General features: G+C 70.5%; 14 protein-coding genes. 8 read left to right on the top strand and 6 right to left on the bottom strand.

Translation table 11 applies throughout. The annotated features are described in order from the left end of the window. Window positions 1-71: 71 nt before the first annotated feature. Window positions 72-1,160, bottom strand: coding sequence for a class I SAM-dependent methyltransferase (locus tag BKA18_RS06495; RefSeq protein ID WP_366045321.1), 1,089 nt, complete (start codon window positions 1,158-1,160; stop codon window positions 72-74). A 123-nt stretch (window positions 1,161-1,283) separates the two neighbouring features. On the opposite strand from BKA18_RS06495, the gene BKA18_RS06490 reads away from it, so the two are divergent. Next, window positions 1,284-1,475, top strand: coding sequence for a DUF1059 domain-containing protein (locus BKA18_RS06490; protein ID WP_366045320.1), 192 nt, complete (start codon window positions 1,284-1,286; stop codon window positions 1,473-1,475). A 134-nt stretch (window positions 1,476-1,609) separates the two neighbouring features. Here BKA18_RS06490 and BKA18_RS06485 read toward each other — a convergent pair whose 3' ends face one another. After that, window positions 1,610-2,383, bottom strand: a complete 774-nt coding sequence (locus BKA18_RS06485) for a LysR substrate-binding domain-containing protein (RefSeq protein ID WP_366045319.1) — start codon at window positions 2,381-2,383, stop codon at window positions 1,610-1,612. Window positions 2,384-2,442: 59 nt separating this feature from the next. Here BKA18_RS06485 and BKA18_RS06480 point away from each other — a divergent pair, with 59 nt between their 5' ends. The 3 genes from BKA18_RS06480 (at window position 2,443) to BKA18_RS06470 (ending at window position 7,231) form a co-directional block, all read left to right on the top strand. Next, complete coding sequence (locus tag BKA18_RS06480; RefSeq protein ID WP_366045318.1) at window positions 2,443-2,850, top strand: DUF5997 family protein; 408 nt, start codon at window positions 2,443-2,445, stop codon at window positions 2,848-2,850. A gap of 154 nt (window positions 2,851-3,004) precedes the next feature. Further along, window positions 3,005-4,405, top strand: a complete 1,401-nt coding sequence (locus BKA18_RS06475) for a flavin monoamine oxidase family protein (RefSeq protein ID WP_366045317.1) — start codon at window positions 3,005-3,007, stop codon at window positions 4,403-4,405. A gap of 168 nt (window positions 4,406-4,573) precedes the next feature. Then, window positions 4,574-7,231, top strand: coding sequence for a patatin-like protein (locus BKA18_RS06470; protein ID WP_366045316.1), 2,658 nt, complete (start codon window positions 4,574-4,576; stop codon window positions 7,229-7,231). A 61-nt stretch (window positions 7,232-7,292) separates the two neighbouring features. Here the strand turns inward: BKA18_RS06470 and BKA18_RS06465 are convergent, their stop codons facing one another. From BKA18_RS06465 to BKA18_RS06450, 4 genes are all read right to left on the bottom strand, one after another. Continuing rightward, on the bottom strand, window positions 7,293-8,402 hold the full coding sequence (locus BKA18_RS06465; protein ID WP_366045315.1) for an FAD-dependent oxidoreductase: 1,110 nt from the start codon (window positions 8,400-8,402) through the stop codon (window positions 7,293-7,295). Window positions 8,403-8,540: 138 nt separating this feature from the next. Next, window positions 8,541-9,545 (bottom strand): MerR family transcriptional regulator, encoded by a 1,005-nt coding sequence (locus tag BKA18_RS06460; protein WP_366045314.1) that lies wholly within the window; start codon window positions 9,543-9,545, stop codon window positions 8,541-8,543. Window positions 9,546-9,548: 3 nt separating this feature from the next. Continuing rightward, window positions 9,549-10,220: a HEAT repeat domain-containing protein gene (locus BKA18_RS06455; protein ID WP_429638205.1), complete on the bottom strand. Its 672-nt coding sequence runs from the start codon at window positions 10,218-10,220 to the stop codon at window positions 9,549-9,551. A gap of 111 nt (window positions 10,221-10,331) precedes the next feature. Continuing rightward, window positions 10,332-11,072, bottom strand: coding sequence for a VOC family protein (locus tag BKA18_RS06450; protein ID WP_366045313.1), 741 nt, complete (start codon window positions 11,070-11,072; stop codon window positions 10,332-10,334). A gap of 221 nt (window positions 11,073-11,293) precedes the next feature. Here BKA18_RS06450 and argC point away from each other — a divergent pair, with 221 nt between their 5' ends. From argC to BKA18_RS06430, 4 genes are all read left to right on the top strand, one after another. Next, window positions 11,294-12,322, top strand: a complete 1,029-nt coding sequence (argC, locus tag BKA18_RS06445) for an N-acetyl-gamma-glutamyl-phosphate reductase (RefSeq protein ID WP_366045311.1) — start codon at window positions 11,294-11,296, stop codon at window positions 12,320-12,322. Between the two features lie 64 nt (window positions 12,323-12,386). After that, on the top strand, window positions 12,387-13,538 hold the full coding sequence (gene argJ / locus BKA18_RS06440; RefSeq protein ID WP_366045310.1) for a bifunctional glutamate N-acetyltransferase/amino-acid acetyltransferase ArgJ: 1,152 nt from the start codon (window positions 12,387-12,389) through the stop codon (window positions 13,536-13,538). Window positions 13,539-13,632: 94 nt separating this feature from the next. After that, on the top strand, window positions 13,633-14,562 hold the full coding sequence (gene argB / locus BKA18_RS06435; protein WP_006607544.1) for an acetylglutamate kinase: 930 nt from the start codon (window positions 13,633-13,635) through the stop codon (window positions 14,560-14,562). Next, window positions 14,559-15,794 carry an acetylornithine transaminase gene (locus BKA18_RS06430; protein ID WP_366045309.1) on the top strand — a complete coding sequence of 412 codons (1,236 nt, stop codon included), beginning with the start codon at window positions 14,559-14,561 and terminating at the stop codon, window positions 15,792-15,794. The genes argB and BKA18_RS06430 overlap by 4 nt, the downstream gene beginning before the upstream one ends.

Here is a 15,794-nt window from a genome sequence, read left to right as displayed (position 1 = left end):
GGCGCCCGGAGGGCGGGCGCGCGGTGGCCACCCGGCCGGCCGGGGGAAGACCGGCCGGGGCGTCAGGCGCCTCAGCGCCCGACGGCATAGACGCGGTTGACGGGGGTCTCTGCGGCGAGTCGCCAGTGGTGGAGGCCGGCTTCGTCGGCGATCTCCCGCATCGCCTCCTCACCCGCGTGGTTTCCCAGTGCCTGCGGCCCGTGCTGGGCCAGCGCGGACGGCAGACAGACGGCGACCGAGGAAGCGGTGATCGCCCGGCCGATGGGGTTGGTGTTCTCCTCGGCGTGCTCCGAGACGTTCGGCTCGACGAGCATGCAGGTCCCGTCGTCGGCCAGCGCCTCCTCGGCGTGGTGGAGTGCCCCGCCCGGATCGCCGATGTCGTGCAGACAGTCGAAGAACGTGATCAGGTCGAAGTCCTCGCCCGGGAAGTCCTGGGCGGTGGCGACGTCGAAGCTGACCCGGTCGCCCAGTCCCTGCTCGGCCACGATCTCGCGAGCCGCCTCGACGGACGGGCGGTGGAAGTCGAAGCCGCGGAACCGTGACCGGGGAAAGGCCTGCGCCATCAGCGTCGTGGAGTAGCCATATCCGCACCCGACGTCCGCGACGAGCGCGCCGCGCTCCAGCTTCTCCACCACGCCGTCCAGCGCGGTCAGCCACTCCGGTACCAGCGCGGCCGCATAGCCGGGGCGGAAGAACTTCGCGGTACCGGCGAACAGCGCCGGGCCGTGCTCCTCCCAGCCGACGCCCTCTCCGGTGCGAAAGGCCGTCATGAGGGCGTCCTCGGTGGCGTAGAGGGCCTGCAGCAGGGTGAAGAAACCGGCCGCGTACGTGGGGGCGTCCTGGTCCGCCAGGACGGCGGCGTGCTCGTCGGGCAGCAGATAGGTGTCGGTTCCGGGCGCGTAGTCGACGTATTCGCCGGCCACCTGGGCGGCCAGCCATTCGCGCACATAGCGTTCGGCCAGCCCGGTGCGGTCGGCGAGCTGCGCGGAGGTGAGCGGTCCGGCACCGGCCATGGCCGCGTACAGCCCGAGCCGGTCGCCGAGCGAGGTGCACAGGCCGGCGACCGCGGCGGCGCTGTCGGAGATGACTTTCTCCAGGAACTGCTGCACCCGCTCCTCGTCCATGGCTCCACCGGGTGTGACGTCGGCAGAGGTCGCCATGTGCGCTCACCTCCTCCGTCCTCTCCACTGCAGCAGCGCGGCCGCCCCCCGCGCCATACGGGATTCGCCGTATTCGACGGGGGGACGACACCGGCCGACACTGGAAGGACGAGGAGGTGCACCATGCGGAAGAAGGTCGACTGCCGGGATCACCCGAGCGAGATGAACTGCAGCCTCGTCATTGCCGGCGAGGAGGACGAAGTGATCCGCGCCGCCACCGAGCACGCGGTATCCGTCCACGGGCACGAGGACAGCCCTGAACTGCGGGAACAGATCAAGGCCGCACTGAAGGACGAGGTTCCGCAGCACGCCTGACGCGCACGGCGATACGCCGCCCCGTCACGGGGCGGCAGTTTCGTCGCGTCCGGACGCGCGCCGCCGGGCTGACGACCGGCGGCGGGCCGGCGGCTCCGCACGCGCGGCGCCGGGGCTGACGACCGGCCGCGGGGCTACGACCGGCGGCGGGGCTTGCCGCGCTTGCCGCCCTTGGCTCCGCCGGCGCCGCCCCGCGGGGTCTTGCCGGCCGTCTTGCCGGTCTTGCCGGCCGCGGGCCGGCGCGGCGCACCGCCGGCGGGAGCCCGCTTCGACGGCTTGGGCTCGGCGGGTGCGGTGGTGCGGCCCCGGGTGCTGTTGACCGTCCGCCCGCGCACGATCCCGATGAAGTCCTCCACCAGGTCGGTGGTCGCGTCCTCCGGCCAGGACAGCGCGACGCGCGACTCGGGGGCATCCGTAACGGGCCGGTAGGTGAGGTCCCGACGGTGGTGCAGCCGGGCGAGCGACTGCGGGACGACGAGCACGCCCACCCCGGCCGCCACCAGCTCGATGGCGTCCGCGGTCGTGGCGGGACGCTCGTTCGCGGGCCGGCCCGGCAGGGTCTCCCAGTCGAGGGTGTCATCGAGGGGGTGCAGCACGATGTCGTCGGCGAGGTCCTCGGCGGTCACCTCGTCGGCCGCCGCCACGAGGTGGTCCTTCGGGACCACGACCACCGTTGTCTCGGTGTAGAGGGGAATCGCGCTGAAGGTCGTCCGATCGACCGGCAGCCGCACGAAACCCGCGTCGGCTCCGCCGTCCCGCAGCACACCGGCGGCTTCGGCGGCGGCCACCGCGACCAGGGTCAGCGGGACGCCGGGCAGCCGCTCCTGCCAGATACGCACCCACTTCGCCGGCGTCACGCCCGGTACGTACGCGAGCCGGAACGAGGGGGGCACATCGGAGCCTGTCACGCCGGCCAGGTTACCGGTCGTGGTCGGAGCCCTCGCACACGCTGGCTACCCTTGACACCATGACGTCGCACCAGACCACCCAGACCATGAAGCCCGCGACCGCGGCAAAGAAGCTGGGTGTGTACCTCGAGGCCACCCCCGTCGAGTTCCAGGAGGGTGTGATCTCGCGCAGCGAGCTCAACGCGCTGCAGGCCGATCCGCCGGAGTGGCTGGTGGAGCTGCGGCGCAACGGCCCGCACCCCCGCCCGGTGGTCGCGGCGAAGCTCGGCATCTCCATCTCGGGCCTGGCCCGCGGCGGTGTCACCGAGCCCCTCACCACCGAGCAGATCGACGCGCTGAAGCAGGAGCTTCCCGAGTGGCTGCAGAAGGAACGCGCCACCCAGGCCGAGGTCCGCAAGGAAGCCGTGCGCATCAAGGAGAAGAACGAGGAGAAGAACGAGGAGAAGGACGCGAAGCGGGGCGAGTGACCCCGCTGGTGCTTTCCTGACCCGTCGCGAGACACCCCCTGGCCACCCTCCGCAGCGGTTCGCCCCGCACGCGGCCGTACCGGTCACGCCCTGATGGATCACCCGCCGGGCGGAGCCGGGCCTGCTGGGCGAGGCTGAGGCGTGGAGGTGGGTCATGGGAAAGGTGCGGGCAGACGTGTGCGTGGTGGGCGCCGGCTTCGCCGGGCTCGCAGCTGCCAGACGTCTCGTCCAAGCCGGTCATGAGGTGGTCGTCCTCGAGGCCAGGGACCGGGTGGGCGGACGGGTGTGGAACCGGGAGCTTCCCGACGGGACCGTGGTCTCGGCGGGCGGCACCTGGCTGGGCAAGGGGCAGGACCGCATGTTCCAGCTCTGCCGGGAACTGGGACTTTCCGTGTACCCCCAGTACGAGCAGGGCGATCACCTCCTGCGCCTGGACGGCGTCAACCACCGTTACCGCGGTGCCATCCCCACCACGGGCCCGGGGACGCTCGCCGCCCTCGGCCTGGCGTTTGCGCGTCTGCATCTGATGGCCCGGCGCCTCCCGGCGGATGCCCCGTGGCGGGCCCGGAGCGCCCGGGCGTGGGACGCCCGCACGCTCGGGCAGTGGCTGTCCGACCCGCTCAACGTGCCCTCGGCGGCCGCCCGCACCCTGCTCAGGTCGACCATGAACCTGCTGTTCTGCGCCGACCCGGCGGAGGTCTCGCTGCTGGGCGCCCTCACCCTGGCCCGGGGCGGCGGCGGTTTCGGCTACTACACCGACTCCCGCAGAACCGAATCCCACCTCGTGGACGGCGGAGCCCCCGAACTGGCCAGGCGCATGGCCGAGCAGCTGGGGGATCGGGTGCATCTGTCCAGCCCCGTTCAGCGGATCACACACGACGGCACCGGTGTGCGGATCGCTTCCGCCTCGCTCGCCGTACGGGCGCAGCGCGTGATCGTGGCGACGCCGCCGGTGCTGGCGGGGCGGATCAGCTTCGACCCGCCGCTTTCCACCGCGTGCAGCCATCTGCTGCAGCGAGTGGTGCCGGGGGCGATCATCCGGGTGCACACGGTGTACCCGCGGCCGTTCTGGCGCGCGCAGGGCCTGTCGGGACAGACGCTCGCGCCCCGGTCGCCCGTCCCGCTCACCATCGACCAGACACCGCGGTCGGGCGAGCCGGGGGTGCTCAGCAGCTATGCCTTCAGTACCGGAGCCCTGCGGATGGAGCGCCTGGACCCGACCGAACGCAAGGAGATCTGGCTGGCCGCGCTGGCCGAGCGGTTCGGTGCCCAGGCCCGCCGCCCCAGCCAGTACCTGGAGACCGACTGGTCCTCCCAACCGTGGTCGCTGGGCGGGATGATCGGCCACTTCCCGACCGGCACCCTCACCAACTACGGCAGCGCGCTGCGCGAGCCGGTGGGCCGGATCCACTGGGCCAGTACCGAGTCGGCCACGCTGATGCACGGTCTGATGGAGGGCGCGGTGCGCTCCGGCGAGCGAGCCGCCCAGGAAGTCCTGACCGCGCTGTCTTCCGGCCGGCACGCCACGGCCGCCCTGTCCGGCCGTTCTGCCTGACCCGCCTGCCCGGACCGGCCGGACACCGCGCGGCTGCGCCCGTCATGCACTTCCGGCTGGGGTATTGGGTCAGTTCAGCCATGGCCGCACTGACGGCGGTGCGTTGCCGCAAGCCGAATAGCCCTGTCCCCAAGGCGCCGTGGATCATGCGGAATTAGTTTCGAGCATATGACGGATGCGAACACCCCCACACGGCACCATGAAACGCAGCTTGCGCTCGTCCTGAACGGCGGCGTCAGTCTGGCCGTGTGGATGGGCGGCGTGACGCATGAGCTGGACCTTCTGCGACGGGCTTCCAGCGGTATCGAGTCGGCGGGTGCCGTGGCCGACGAGGACCGGCCGGTTTTCGAGATCTGGGAGCGACTGGCTCGTGACGCCGGGACGAAGGTATCGATCGATATCGTATCCGGCACATCTGCCGGTGGATTGAACGGCCTGTTGCTCGCGACTGCTCTCGCCCGCGGTTCGGCCCTTCCCAATCTCCGTTCGGTGTGGCAGCAGTCAGCCGCGCTGGACCAGCTCCTGAAGCCGCTGAAAAAACCGGTGAACAGCGTGCTCAGGGGGGAGGCATTCGAGACCAAGATGAGGGATGCCCTCAACACCATCGGTGACTGCGCCGGCTGTCCCCAGCAGCCGGTGACGTTGTTCATCACCGCGACCGCGCTCGATGGTCGGAGCAAACAGTTCAGCGACGGCTTCGGCGCGGTCTTCGATGTCCGTGACCATCGGCGCCTGTACCGCTTCCAGCAGGGTGAGCGGGTCACCTACACGAAGAACACATGCCAAACCTGGGACATGGAGCGAAAGCTGCACACCGACTTCGACAAGGCCAATGACGAATCCCTCGTCCTGGCCGCACGTGCCACCGCGAGCTTTCCGATGGCATTCGGTCCGGTCAGTGAAAGCCTTTTGATGGAGTACCGGCAGGAACCGCCCGCAGCATTGGGGTTCCCGGCGAGCTGCGTCATGGACGGCGGAGTGCTGAACAACGCCCCGTTCGGGCCGGTGCTCGACGCGATCACCCGGCGAAAGATCGACCTTCCGGTTCGGCGCGTCGTTGTCTTCATCGTCCCGTCCGCCGGTCGGATTCCACCGGAGAACACCAAGGACCGAGCGTGCGACGAAATCAAGTGGTATGCGGCCGGCATGAGCGCCATCCGGCATCCCGCAGAGGTCAATTTTCGATCCGGTGCCGAGGACTTGGCGAAACGTCTGGCAAGCAGTATTCGGGACCGGCAGCTCGACCTCTTTCAGAGGATGGCGAGCGACTCCCCTCTGGATGACACCACGCGCAAGGTGGCGGCGGATCTGCTTCCTGAGTACCGCCGGAACCGGGCTCGCTCCGTGCTGTATGACGTGCGAAAGCGCATGACGGCACTGGGTGCGGTGAATTGCCTGTCCGCGACGCCGGAAGCGGAGCGAAAGTGGGTCGACGAGGTTCTTGGGGCAGGTCGGCAGGGAGAAGGGACGTGGGAGCGCCCCAACTGGGTACCGCGCAGTGATGCGAGTGAAATCATGCGACCCTTTGAGGGGGAGCGGGCAACTCGCTGGTCCTGGGGGCTCTCCACAGCGGAACGGGTCCTGCAATGCCTCATCGGGCATCTTCATCAGCCACTCGTTTTTGAGCAGGGCGGGAAACTCGACAGGGCGCGGGGTCCTTTGAGTGAAGGTGCACAGAAAATCAGCGAAAATCTGCGCGAGGTATTGGCGATGACGGATGCCATCAACGCCGAACTCCTCACGCATGCGCGAGGTGAGGAGGTCGCCGACGAAGGGGCGGCTCGACTTTACCAGCGGGTGTTCGACGATCTGAACGTTCCCGAGAAGACGGCGGGAATCATTCTGGAGGCGGCGAACGATTATATCGCGGCGGTTCGCGAGGCAACTCGCCAAATGAGCCAGGACGGCTCCGATTTCGGCACGGAGTGGGCATACCGGGGAGATTGGGATGCGACTTCAGTAGTGTCAGCCTGTCTGGCGGTCGAAGTGCTCTGCCGCACGTATGCACCTCCCGCGGAGGTCGTCGAACCCCTTGCGCCGCAATTCGATTTCTTGCGACTCGGGCCTGATAACATCAGCCCCCTGTTCGACGAAGACCGATATGACGGGCTGGGCGACCGTAAGCTCTTCGGTATCAAATTCGAGCACTTCGGTGCATTCATCGATGCCGAATGGCGCAGGTCCGACTTTGCCTGGGGCCGCCTCGATGGCGCGCACCATTTGCTGTACCTGCTGCCAGGGCTCAGTAGCCAGGACCGCCGAAAGGCGGAGGTGGATCTCCACTTGGCTATCCTCCGGGCGGAGGCGCCGAAGGGCCCCACGGGGGAGTTGGCTACCGCGCGCGCCGCACGCGCATGGATGGAAGGAAATCTGCAAAAGCAGCAGAAGTCGAGCTACGACCTCTTGGAGACCGTCTACCGCGGCAATGACAGTGCCAAGGAGACGCTGAAGGACGTCATGGAATCTGTCGGGAGGCTTCTCAAGGAGTCGGGCAAGCAGCCGGCTCGCGGCCCCGTGCCGCGCTGGGCGCGAGTGTGGGAGACCGTTGTGGCGTACGGAGAGTGCGTCCTTGACCCTTTCCTGAGCAAGTCCGACCTGGCGGGCAAGGAGAACCGAAAGCGCAGATGGATCCGGCGGCTGACCCGGCCCTTGCGGCGATCGATCTCGTCCGCTTATCAGCGGGACCCCACCGAGATCCCCCGAGAAGCAAAGAAAGGGCTGAAGCGGACGGCCCTCACCGTCATCGCCGGCATCCTCGTCGTCATTGCCGTGGCTTTTGCCGTCGCCCTCGCCCTCGGCCTGGTGCTCGGTATGCGGCTGGGCTGACACACCAAGATCCAGGCGTCGGCAGTGTGGGGCTCATGGCCGGCGTGGTGGTGGCGCTTGCTCAGGAGTCCGTCGGGGGAATGAGGTGGTCGAGTGCCTCGGCGCAGTCCTGGGCGGCCTGGGCCGAGCGCGGCAGCATGAGGTGCTCGTAGGCGCGGACGGCGTCGTCGAGGCTGGATTCGGCGAGGAGGGCGTGGGCGAGGTCGGTGCCGTCGAGCATGGCGAGGTTGGCACCGAGCCCGACGGGGGGCATCAGGTGCGCGGCGTCGCCCAGCAGGGTGATGCCGGGGACGTGTTCCCAGGTGTGCGGGGCGGGCAGCGCGAACACGGGCCGGTCGACGAACCCGCCGTCGTGGTGCCGCAGGAGGTGGAGCAGGCTCTCGTCCCAGCCGTCGAACATCTTCAGCAGATGTGCGCGCACGGCCGCCGTGTCGTCGGGCGCCACGCCGGCAGCCACCTGCCAGTCACGTGGGGCGCGGAAGGCGACGTAGACGCGGAGGTAGCCGTTGCCGTTGCGTTGGGCGAGCAGGGCCTTGCCGTCGGCCGTCGCCAGCAGGGTGCCGTTGCCCACCCTGCGTGCGAGGTCGGGATGGCGGGCTTCGCAGTCGTCGAAGCCGGTCTCGAGGAAGGTGACACCGGTGTAGCCGGGCGTGGCGTCCGACAGGGCCGGGCGGATGCGCGACCAGGCGCCGTCGGCGCCGACCACCAGGTCGGCGTCCTCGGTGGTGCCGTCGTCGAGGAGCAGGCGCCAGGCACCGTCCCCGAGCGGGGTGGCCCCGGTGACGGTGCAGCCCCACCGGACGGTGCCCTCGGCGAGGGATTCCAGGAACAGGTTGCGCAGTGGGCCGCGGTCGATCTCCGGGCTGTCGTCGTCGTGGACGGGCCCCGGGAAGGGCAGGGCGGTGGCGGTGACGGGGTCGAGCACGCGCCACTCCTGGCTCTCGGGGCGCGACAGGGCGCGGAACCGGTCGAGCAGGCCCGCCGCACGCAGAGCGGCCTGACCGGTGGCGGCGTGGATGTCGAGGCTGCCGCCTTGGTGGCGGGCGCCGGTGGCCGCCTCACGTTCGAAGACGGTGACGGAGCGGCCGTGGAGCTGCAGGACACGGGCTAAGGCAAGGCCGCCGAGGCCCGCGCCGACGACCGCGATGCGGGGGCCGTGAGCGGAGTTCATGGGAGTGTCCCTTGGAAAGGTGGGTGAGTTGCCAGGAGGTCCGGCGCATGCCAAGAAAACACAGTCATCAAGAAAATGCCTCTGAAATACGGGGTGCCGGGACCGAACCGACCCACGCGGCGCCCCAGGAGAGCTCCGTCACCGTGCGTCGCGCAGCTGAAGAAGGTACGCCGCAGTCAGCGCAACGGCACGGTCCACGTCATGCGACAGCTCCACGAGGGCACGGGACGCCCTCGTCCCCGGGATGCCCGCCAGCGCCTGGGTCAGCCGTCCGCGTGCAGGCGCTTCCGTGGTGTCGTGGGCGAGGCGCTCGACGAGCCCGGTCGCGATCTGATCCGCCGTCACGGTGTCGCTCGCCAGCACGCTCAGTGCATCGGCGGCATCGGTGTCGTTCCTTCCCTCCACGATCATGTCGAGGAGCGTCGGGACCGCATCGGCCACACCACGTGTGCCGAGCTCCAGAGCCGCATACCCGCGGACCACGACATCGGGGTTCGCGAGGGCATCCCGCAGCTGCGCGGTGACCTCACCACCGGGCATCTCGGCGAGGGACCGAACGGCACGTTCCCGCACCGCGGCCACCGGTGAGCCGAGGCCCTCCGCCAGCAGTGCCGGGCCGCGGCCGTTCGATCGCGCCAGCGCCCATCGAAGGGCGCCGGCGACGTTCGGCTCCGTCTCGCTCAGTGCGGCCTCGACCAGGGCCTCCACCGGCACCGGGACCTCGTCGGCCGAGGAAAGGGCCGCGCGCTGGCGCGCGTCGGCGCTCTTCGACTCCAGTGCCTGGAGGAGCGCAACGACCTGGAGGACGTCCTCCCAGCCGGCGGGGTCCGCGGCATCGATCCGGCGCAGCCGGGTGAGCAACTCCGTCTCCGCCGCGATGCGTTCGCGCGTCCGGCGGATGAGGTCGTCGACGAGCGCCGAGGGCATGAAGCCGGGATCGTCGAGCGCGCGTCCGATCTCACGCAGCGACAGCCCCAGCGACCGCAGGCTCTCGATATGGAAGATCCGCTGGATGTCCTCCCCGGAGTACTCCCGATAGCCGGAGCCGGTACGACCCGAAGGGCGCACCAGACCGAGCGACTCGTAATGCCGGAGCATGCGGGCACTGACCCCGGATCGTCCCGCCACCTCACCGATCAACACGTCCTATCGTCCCTCCTGGCCGGCCCCGCCGAGGGCCACGGCGCGCTTCGCCTCCTCGATCGCGAACTCGAATCCGGCGTCCGGGTCGCGCAGCAGTCGTTGTGTGGCGCGCGCGTGCGTGCGTATGCGCGGGTCGGGGGCCGTTGTCGCAGCAAGCAGAGCCGGCACCATCACGTCGCCCAGCGCGACCAGCGCCCGGCTGAGGCTCAGTTGCGTCTCCCGCCCACCGCGCCCGAGCTGCGTCGCCAACACCGTTGCCAACGCGGACTCCTCGCCTTCCGGCACGAGCACGACCGCGGCCCGCCAGGCGCTCCGCGCCACCTCGTCGTCGGCGTCGCACAGGAGCGCCCGTGTGAGGGCCGGCCACGCCTGCCGGTCCCCGATCTTGGACAGCGTGTGCAGCGCCTGGCTCCGTGCCTGCGTACGCTCCGAGCGGACTTCGCGGAGCAGCTCGGGAAGCGTCATGGACACCGGGTGGCGGGTGAGCGCCCAGGTCAGCATGTCGCGGACAAGAAACTCGGGCTCGATCGCGCATCGCTCGATGAGCTTGTCGACGAAGCGTGGGTCGGGCGTCGTGCCGACCGCCAGAGCAGCCCGCAGCCGCACGGACGAACGGCCGTCCTCCAACCCCTGAAGCGCCCGCACCGTATCCGTGTCCTGTCTCGTGACCGTCATCGAGACCACCTCCTCGGCAAGGAGTGAAGACCCTGACATCGTGTCAAGGTCAAACAGCGCCCGCTGCGCGAGCACCCGTCACCTGCCGCGTCCCGAGCGTGCGGCTCCGCGTCAGGACGGGGCGAGGACGCAGAACTCGTGGCCCTCCGGGTCGGACAGGCACGTCCACGGGACGTCGCCCTGGCCGAGGTCGAGGTCGGTGGCGCCGAGGGCTCGCAGCCGGGCCACCTCCGCCGCCTTGTCGTCACCGGGGTACGGCAGCAGGTCAAGATGGACGCGGTCCGGCACGGTCTTCACGTCGGGCGTGCGGAGGAACTCGAGATACGGGCCGACACCCTTGGCGGAGCGCAACGCCGCATGATCGTCGGTCACCTCGCGCAGGGGCCAGTCCATCGCCTCACCCCAGAACCGGGCCATGGCCCGCGGATCCGCACAGTCGACCACCACCGCGGCGATCGGCCCGGTGTCCCGGTAGATCTCCCGAGGCTCCAGCACGCAGAACTCGTTGCCCTCCGGGTCGGCGAGGACCGTCCACGGCACGTCGCCCTGGCCCACGTGGGCGGGCGTCGCACCGAGAGCCTTCAGGCGCGCGACCAACTCCGCCTGATGGGCCGCCGAGGTGGTGGCGAGATCGAGGTGCACCCGGTTCTTCGCCGTCGCCTTGGGTTCCGCAACGGGAACGACGTCGATGCCGACGCCGACCGGTTCCGGCCAGACGGTGCCGCCGGCGGGCCCGGTGTAGGTGGTCACGCCCGGGCTGTAAGCACTCCAGCCGAGCGCCTCCGCCCAGAACCGGCCGACCGCCGAGTGATCAAGAGCCTTGATGTTCACCTGAACCGGACGCAGTGCCATGCCGGTGATCCTATGCGCCCGCTCTGTCACGACATCCGGACCGTCGCCAAACAGAGAGCAACTCGGCGACAAGAATCCTCGGCGCGCTCCTGACCTCCACGGTTCAGATCATGATCCGCCGACCGAAAGTCTCAGGTCACAGGCCCCGGACCGTCCCGCCGCCAGCTCATTGCATAAAACTGCCGCTTTCCGTATAGTCATGCCATGAAGGAGGAGGGTCCATGACGGTACGAGCAGCAGTGGCCGGTGCGAGCGGGTACGCGGGGGGTGAAGTGCTGCGTCTGCTTCTGGGGCACCCGGAGGTGGAGATCGGGGCGCTGACCGGGTACTCCAATGCGGGTCAGCGCCTGGGAGCGCTGCAGCCGCAGCTGGTCCCGCTGGCCGACCGGGTGCTGGCGCCGACCTCCGCCGAGGTCCTGGCCGGGCACGATGTCGTCTTTCTCGCGCTGCCGCACGGCCAGTCCGCCGCGGTCGCCGAGGAGCTCGGGCCCGAGGTGCTCGTCGTCGACTGCGGGGCCGACTTCCGGCTCACCGACGCCGCGGACTGGGAGGCGTTCTACGGCACGGCCCACGCGGGCACCTGGCCGTACGGCCTCCCCGAGCTGCCCGGGGGCCGCGCCGCGCTGCAGGGGACCCGGCGCATCGCGGTCCCGGGCTGCTACCCGACCGCCGTCTCGCTCGCGCTGTTCCCCGCCTACGCGGACCGGCTCGCCGAGCCCGAGGCCGTCATCGTGGCGGCCACCGGCACCTCCGGCGCCGGCAAGGCACTCAAGCCCCATCTGCTGGGCTCCGAGGTCATGGGCGCGATGAGCCCGTACGGCGTCGGCGGCAGCCACCGGCACACCCCCGAGATGATCCAGAACCTCAGCGCGGTGGCCGGCGAGCGCATCGGCGTCTCCTTCACCCCGACCCTGGCCCCCATGTCCCGCGGCATCCTCGCCACCTGCTCGGCGAAGGCGAAGCCCGGTGTGGACGCCGCCGCCGTCCGCGCCGCGTACGAGAAGGCGCTGGCCGACGAGCCGTTCGTCCGGCTGCTGCCCGAGGGCCAGTGGCCGTCGACCGCCTCCGTGTACGGCTCCAACACCGCGCAGATCCAGGTGACCCTCGATGCCGCGGCCGGCCGGATCATCGCGATCAGCGCCCTCGACAACCTCACCAAGGGGACCGCGGGCGGCGCGGTGCAGAGCATGAACATCGCCCTGGGGCTCCCGGAGGAGACGGGCCTGCCGAAGGTCGGGGTCGCCCCGTGACCGGGACCGGCGCAGGACAGCAAGGCGTGACCGGCGGGGCCGGCGAAGCGACGGAGGACAAGCAGTGAGCGTGACGGCAGCACAGGGATTCACGGCGGCGGGCATCGCTGCCGGGATCAAGGAGAACGGCAACCCGGACGTCGCCCTGGTGGTGAACAACGGGCCGCGACGGGCCGCCGCCGGTGTCTTCACCTCCAACCGCGTCAAGGCCGCCCCGGTCGTCTGGTCGGAGCAGGTCCTCAAGGGCGGCGCGGTCTCCGCCGTCGTCCTCAACTCCGGTGGCGCCAACGCTTGTACGGGACCGCTCGGCTTCCAGGACACCCACGCCACCGCGGAGAAGGTGGCCGAGGCGCTCGGGCACAGCGCCGGCGAGGTCGCGGTCGCCTCCACCGGGCTGATCGGCCTGCGGCTCCCGATGGACAAGCTGCTGCCCGGCGTCGACCAGGCGGTCGCCCAACTGACCCCCCACGGCGGCGAGAAGGCCGCCATCGCCATCAAGACCACCGACAGCGTGCACAAGACCGCCGTCGTCACCCAGGACGGCTGGACCGTCGGCGGTATGGCCAAGGGCGCCGGCATGCTCGCCCCGGGCCTGGCCACCATGCTCGTCGTGCTGACCACCGACGCGGATGTGCCGTCGGCCGACCTCGACACGGCGCTGCGCGCGGCCACCCGTACCACCTTCGACCGGATCGACTCCGACGGCTGTATGTCGACCAACGACACGGTGCTGCTGCTCGCCTCCGGGGCCTCCGGCATCGTCCCGGACACCGGCGCCTTCGCCGAGGCGGTGCGCACGGTCTGCGCCGACCTCGCCCGGCAGCTGATCGGGGACGCCGAGGGCGCCAGCAAGGACATCCGGATCGAGGTCGTGGGCGCGGCCAGCGAGGACGACGCGGTGGAGGTCGGCCGCTCGATCGCCCGCAACAACCTCCTCAAGTGCGCCATCCACGGCGAGGACCCCAACTGGGGCCGGGTGCTCTCGGCCATCGGCACCACGTCCGCCGTCTTCGAGCCGGACCAGCTGAACGTCGCCATCAACGACGTCTGGGTCTGCAAGAACGGCTCGGTGGGCGAGGACCGCGAGCTGGTCGACATGCGCTACCGGGAGGTGCGGATCACCGCCGACCTCGCCGCCGGCACCGAGTCCGCGGTCATCTGGGCCAACGACCTCACCGCCGATTACGTCCACGAGAACAGCGCGTACTCGTCATGAGCGCGCACCTAAGGCTCCGGCGCGTGCTGTCCGCACAGCCCGCCTGGGGGTACCTCCCGCGCGAAGCGTGGGGGAGAAACGAGGCCGGCCCGGCATGAGCACCCGTAAGCACACCGCCCTTCCCAAGGCACGCACCCTGATCGAGGCGCTGCCCTGGCTGACCCGGCACCACGGCAAGACCGTCGTCATCAAGTTCGGCGGCAACGCCATGATCGACGAGGAGCTCAAGCGCGCCTTCGCCCAGGACGTGGTCTTCCTGCGGCACGCCGGACTGCGCCCCGTCGTCGTGCACGGCGGCGGCCCGCAGATCAGTGCCCAGCTGGACCTGCTGGGCCTGGAGTCGGAGTTCAAGGGCGGCCTGCGGGTCACCACGCCCGAGGCGATGAACGTCGTACGGATGGTGCTGGCCGGCCAGGTGCAGCGCGAGCTGGTCGGGCTGCTCAACGAGCACGGCCCGCTCGCCATCGGCATGACCGGCGAGGACGCCCATCTGATGGCCGCCACCAAGCACTACGCCGACATCGACGGGGAGCGGGTGGACATCGGCCGGGTCGGCGAGATCACCGCGATCGACCCCGGTGCGGTCCAGGCGCTGCTGGACGACGGCCGGATTCCGGTCATCTCCTCCATCGCCCGCAGCAGCGACGCGGAGGACGCCGCCTCCGGGGGCTCCGGCGTCTTCAACGTCAACGCCGACACCGCCGCGGCCGCGCTGGCCGCGGCCCTCGGCGCCGAGACCCTGATGGTCCTCACCGATGTCGAGGGCCTCTACGAGGACTGGCCCGACAGCGACGAGGTGATCTCCCGCCTCACCGCCTCCGAACTGGAGAAGCTGCTGCCCGACCTGGCCAGCGGCATGGTCCCCAAGATGCGGGGCTGTCTGCACGCCGTCCGCAACGGCGTGCACACCGCCCGGGTCATCGACGGGCGGGTCCAGCACTCGATCCTGCTGGAGATCTTCACCGACGAAGGAATCGGCACGATGGTCGTGCCGGACGCGAACACGATCGAGGGGGCGACATGAGCGAGGCGGCACACGGCCACGGCCCGGTGACCAACGCGGCTCTCACCGGCCGCTGGCAGGGCGCCATGATGGACAACTTCGGCACCCCCCGCGTCCCGCTGGTACGCGGCGAGGGCGCCAGGGTGTGGGACGCCGACGGCAAGGAGTACCTCGACTTCCTCGGCGGCATCGCGGTCAACGCGCTCGGCCATGCCCACCCCGCGGTGGTCCGCGCGGTCTCCGACCAGGTCGCCACCCTCGGCCATGTCTCGAACTTCTTCGTCGCCGAGCCCACCGTCGCCCTGGCCGAGCGGCTGCTCGCGCTGGCCGGCCGCCCCGGCCGGGTCTACTTCTCCAACTCCGGCGCCGAGGCCAACGAAGCCGCCTTCAAGATCGGCCGGCTGACCGGGCGCACCCACATGGTCTCCACCGCCGGCGGCTTCCACGGCCGGACCATGGGCGCCCTCGCGCTCACCGGCCAGCCCGCCAAGCAGGCCCCGTTCGCCCCGCTGCCCGGCGACGTCGACCACGTCCCGTACGGGGACGTGGACGCCCTGCGCGCCGCCGTCACCACCGACACCGCCTTCGTCATCCTGGAGCCCGTCCAGGGCGAGAACGGCGTGGTTGTGCCGCCGCCCGGCTACCTCCGGGCCGCCCGCGAGATCACCGCCGCCACCGGCACCCTGCTCGTCCTCGACGAGATCCAGACCGGCATCGGGCGGACCGGCCACTGGCTGGAGTCCCAGGCCCAGGGCGTCGAGGCGGACGTCGTCACCCTCGCCAAGGGCCTGGGCGGCGGCCTCCCGATCGGCGCCACCCTCGCCTTCGGCCCCGCGGCCGACCTGCTCACCCCCGGTTCGCACGGCTCGACCTTCAGCGGCAACCCGGTGGTCTGCGCGGGCGCCCTCGCCGTCCTGGACACCATCGAGAAGGACGGCATCCTCGACCACGTCAAGCGGGTCGGCGAGCGGCTGCGCGAGGGGACCGAGGCCCTGGGGCACCCATTGGTCGGCCAGGTCCGCGGTGCGGGGCTGCTCCTGGGTATCGTCTTGACGGAGTCGCTCGCGCCACAGGTGCAGCAGGCGGCTCAGGACGCGGGCCTCCTGGTGAACGCGGTCGCGCCGGACGTCGTCCGGCTCGCCCCGCCGCTGATCGTCTCCGACGACGAAGCGGACGAGTTCCTCCGGAAGCTGCCCGCGGTCCTCAGCACGGCCCGCCAAGGGGCCGACGGGGAACGACGATCCGGAGACTGA

The organism is Streptomyces auratus, from assembly GCF_050433025.1.
Classification (GTDB): Bacteria; Actinomycetota; Actinomycetes; order Streptomycetales; family Streptomycetaceae; genus Streptomyces; species Streptomyces sioyaensis.
This window is presented reverse-complemented; position numbering and strand designations above follow the sequence as displayed.

Excerpts from the sequence above, each read along its gene's own strand:
- BKA18_RS06495 (WP_366045321.1), bottom strand. The coding sequence starts at position 1,160 with ATGGCGACCTCTGCCGACGTCACACCCGGTGGAGCCATGGACGAGGAG.
- BKA18_RS06490 (WP_366045320.1), top strand. The coding sequence starts at position 1,284 with ATGCGGAAGAAGGTCGACTGCCGGGATCACCCGAGCGAGATGAACTGC.
- BKA18_RS06480 (WP_366045318.1), top strand. The coding sequence starts at position 2,443 with ATGACGTCGCACCAGACCACCCAGACCATGAAGCCCGCGACCGCGGCA.
- BKA18_RS06475 (WP_366045317.1), top strand. The coding sequence starts at position 3,005 with ATGGGAAAGGTGCGGGCAGACGTGTGCGTGGTGGGCGCCGGCTTCGCC.
- BKA18_RS06470 (WP_366045316.1), top strand. The coding sequence starts at position 4,574 with ATGACGGATGCGAACACCCCCACACGGCACCATGAAACGCAGCTTGCG.
- BKA18_RS06465 (WP_366045315.1), bottom strand. The coding sequence starts at position 8,402 with ATGAACTCCGCTCACGGCCCCCGCATCGCGGTCGTCGGCGCGGGCCTC.
- BKA18_RS06455 (WP_429638205.1), bottom strand. The coding sequence starts at position 10,220 with ATGACGGTCACGAGACAGGACACGGATACGGTGCGGGCGCTTCAGGGG.
- BKA18_RS06450 (WP_366045313.1), bottom strand. The coding sequence starts at position 11,072 with ATGGCACTGCGTCCGGTTCAGGTGAACATCAAGGCTCTTGATCACTCG.
- argC (WP_366045311.1), top strand. The coding sequence starts at position 11,294 with ATGACGGTACGAGCAGCAGTGGCCGGTGCGAGCGGGTACGCGGGGGGT.
- argB (WP_006607544.1), top strand. The coding sequence starts at position 13,633 with ATGAGCACCCGTAAGCACACCGCCCTTCCCAAGGCACGCACCCTGATC.
- BKA18_RS06430 (WP_366045309.1), top strand. The coding sequence starts at position 14,559 with ATGAGCGAGGCGGCACACGGCCACGGCCCGGTGACCAACGCGGCTCTC.